3 protein-coding genes and 2 pseudogenes are annotated in these 3057 nt (G+C 66.9%); 2 read left to right on the forward strand and 3 right to left on the reverse strand.

Annotation, left to right across the window (positions count from 1 at the left end):
- A pseudogene (locus tag ACFWPJ_RS29060) lies at positions 1-746 on the forward strand (FAD-dependent oxidoreductase); the annotation flags it as partial.
- 41 nt (positions 747-787) lie between these two features.
- Here ACFWPJ_RS29060 and ACFWPJ_RS29065 read toward each other — a convergent pair.
- Positions 788-1267, reverse strand: coding sequence for a nitroreductase family deazaflavin-dependent oxidoreductase (locus tag ACFWPJ_RS29065; protein WP_378856133.1), 480 nt, complete (start codon positions 1265-1267; stop codon positions 788-790).
- A 100-nt stretch (positions 1268-1367) separates the two neighbouring features.
- On the opposite strand from ACFWPJ_RS29065, the gene ACFWPJ_RS29070 reads away from it, so the two are divergent.
- A complete protein-coding gene (locus tag ACFWPJ_RS29070) occupies positions 1368-2351 on the forward strand; it encodes an LLM class F420-dependent oxidoreductase (protein ID WP_378856134.1) in 984 nt (327 codons plus the stop codon).
- Between the two features lie 98 nt (positions 2352-2449).
- Here ACFWPJ_RS29070 and ACFWPJ_RS29075 read toward each other — a convergent pair whose 3' ends face one another.
- Together ACFWPJ_RS29075 and ACFWPJ_RS29080 are read right to left on the reverse strand one after the other, a co-directional pair.
- Entirely contained in the window at positions 2450-2854 is a 405-nt protein-coding gene (locus ACFWPJ_RS29075; RefSeq protein ID WP_378856135.1) for a PIN domain-containing protein, read from the reverse strand.
- A pseudogene (locus tag ACFWPJ_RS29080) lies at positions 2851-3057 on the reverse strand (hypothetical protein); the annotation flags it as partial. The gene ACFWPJ_RS29075 and the pseudogene ACFWPJ_RS29080, both read right to left, overlap by 4 nt.

Genomic DNA, 3057 nt, shown 5'->3' on the forward strand with positions numbered 1-3057 from the left:
GCTTCGACCTCGTCGTCGGTGCCGACGGAATCCATTCGCGCGTAAGAAAACTCGCGTTCGGTCCGGAATCGGACTTCGTGCACCACCTCGGCCACTACTACTGCGTGGCAGGCGCCAGCCCGTGGAGCGACACCGGTGCCCCGCGCGAACGGGCCCGCGCCTTCGCCCACAACACCCCGGGCAAGCTCGCCATCGACGGCGGCCCGAAGGCGCAGCAGATGTACCTGTTCGCCAGTCCCGCACTCGATTTCCCCCGCGATGACACCGCCGCGGCCCGCCGCATCATCGAATCCACCTACGCCGACATGGGCTGGCATGCCCCGCGCATGCTCGCCGACCTGGCGGATTTCGACGACATCTACCTCGACTCGATCAGCCAGGTCAGGATGAACGGCGTCTACACCCGCGGGCGCGTCGCCCTGGTCGGCGACTCCGCCTACGGCAACACCCTCGCAGGTTTCGGCACCGGACTCGCAGTCGTCGGCGCCTATGTCCTCGCCGGCGAACTCGCCACCGCCGCAGGCGATCACGTCTCCGCCTTCGCCGCCTACGACCGGATCATGCGGCGGTACGCCAAGATCGCGGGCAACTCCAACACCGGCCCCTTCCTCGCACCCAAAACCGCCGTCGGCATCAAGGCCCGCAACTGGTTCCTCGGCTCCCGCCTGTTCAGCCTCATGCTGAAGTACGGCGACAAGGCCGCCAATGACATCGACCTGACCGATTACCCGGTGCGTGCCGGGTGAGCCGCGGGCCGGAGTTGCCGCGACAACTGCGCGCGAGACACCTAGCCGGGAACGATTTCGAAAACCGGATGGGTGCGGGCGTTGTCGAGGAATTGCTGCGGTGACGAGTCCACATCCACGTCCAGGTAGGGCAGCACGAAGAACCGTCGATACAGCGCCACAATGGGCTTCGGAACTCGCGGCGGCCCGGACACCAGCGACGCCCGGAACACCCTGGCCGCTTGATCGATGGGTAGCTCCGCGGCTGTCACGGTCTCGACGTGTCTGCCGTGGCGCAGCGTCGCCCTTCCTTGCGCCGCACGCAGGTTACGCACCCAGTTCACCGTTCCATAGGAGGCCACCAGGTAACGCCGGTCATCCTGTTCGAATACTGCCAGTGGCGTCTCGATCGCGCGGCCGGTGCGCCGTCCTGGCACCGTGAGAACACGGAAGGTCCACATCGGCAAGCCAGCGCGGATCACGGTCCGCATCCATGCGTTGGACGCCCTGACGCCCCACCGTGCTCGATACGGCTTGGCCATAAGTCGAGCATCCGCCTGTCCGTGATCGAGGGCAAGAGCCTAGGGCTGCTCGCGCATCACTCTTGACTTGGAGTGCACTCCAGGCCATATCGTCGGCGGCATGAGCATTCGCCTCGGTTACCAGATGCCCAATTTCAGCAACACGTCCTCGGTGCGCGAGCTGTTCCCCACGGTGATCGCGCAGGCCAGAGCGGCGGAAGCGGCCGGATTCGACGCCGCCTTCGTGATGGACCACTTCTACCAGCTACCCGGCATCGGCAGCCCGGACGAGCCGATGCTCGAGGCCTACACCGCGCTCGGCGCACTGGCCACCGCGACCGAGCGAATCCAGTTGTCCGCCTTGGTCACCGGCAACACCTACCGCAATCCGGCGCTGCTCGCCAAGACCGTCAGCACGCTCGACGTGGTCAGCGGCGGGCGGGCCGTGCTCGGCATCGGCGCGGGCTGGTTCGAGCTCGAGCACCAGCAGTACGGCTTCGAGTTCGGCACCTTCACCGAGCGGTTCCAGCGGCTCGAGGAAGCCCTGCAGATCATCGCCCCGATGCTGCACGGACAGCGGCCCACCGTCGACGGCAAGTGGTATCACACCGAGAACGCGCTGAACGAGCCACGCATCCGCGACGACCTGCCGATCATGCTCGGCGGCGGTGGCGAGAAGAAGACCTTCGCCCTGGCGGCCCGCTTCGCCGACCACCTCAACATCATCTGCAACGCCTCCCTGCTGCCACAGAAGATCGCGGCGCTGCACCAGCGCTGCGCCGAGGCCGACCGCGACCCGTCAACCCTCGAAACCAGCTTCCTCGCGTTCGTGATCGCCGACGAAGACGGCGACCGCGCCCGAAAACTGCAGGCCGACATGCTCGCCCGTTTCGGCATCGACCTGTCTGCCCTGTCCCCCGAGGAAATCCGCAACTCCCCCGCCGACCGCCAATTCGCCGGCACCCCGGACGAGGTCGCCGAGCAGACCCAGCAGCGCGTCCTCGACCACGGCATCGACGGCATCATCGTCAACATGATCACCAACGGTCACGAGCCGGGCGTCATCGAGGCAGCTGCCCGGGCCCTGAAACCCCTGGTCGGCTGAGCTCAGCCCGCGGAGCCGGTGGGTGGGCGCCCATGTCCACACCACCGGCACACCCCGCCTGCACGCGGCAGTTTGCGACGATCGGGTTCACACCTTCTCTACTCGCACCCGTTCTCTACTCGCACCCGCAGATGTGCCGCGGCCAGCTTCTCGATGTCGTCGGTATCGGTGGTCAAGATCGTCACCGCACCCCGCACCGACAACGCCGTCGCGCACAGCATGGCGTCGATCGCGTACTTGTGCCCGTGTAGCCCGGCTTCCTTCAGCAAGGCGGCGGCCGCGTAGGCGAGCTCTTGGGTCACCGGTTCGGTTCGCAGCCTGGACAACGTCCATCGTAAAGCGGCGTCATCGATCTTCGGATGGATCACCTCGACCAGCACGGCGGCAGAAGTGAGCACCGGCAGGTCCGATCGGCGCGCGGCAGTCAGCCATTCCTGGACCTCACGATCCCGGCGGACAGCTTTGGCCAGGGCCTCGCAGTCGAGTACGAGCGCACCGCTCACGCGGCATCTGTAGCCGCGCCGTGGCCGCTACCACCCAGCCGGGACTGCTTGTCCGCCACCGCATCCTGATCGGCAGGGCCGTTCACCCGCTCGAAGTCCGCGATCAACTCATCGAGGTTGTCTCGCTCGATCTGGCGCTGCGCAGCTTGCTCCAGATACGCCGACACCCCACGTTTCCCCACCCCCGCGCGACACGCGGGCCA

The sequence above is a fragment of the Nocardia sp. NPDC058497 genome (assembly GCF_042720195.1).
Taxonomy (GTDB): Bacteria; Actinomycetota; Actinomycetes; order Mycobacteriales; family Mycobacteriaceae; genus Nocardia.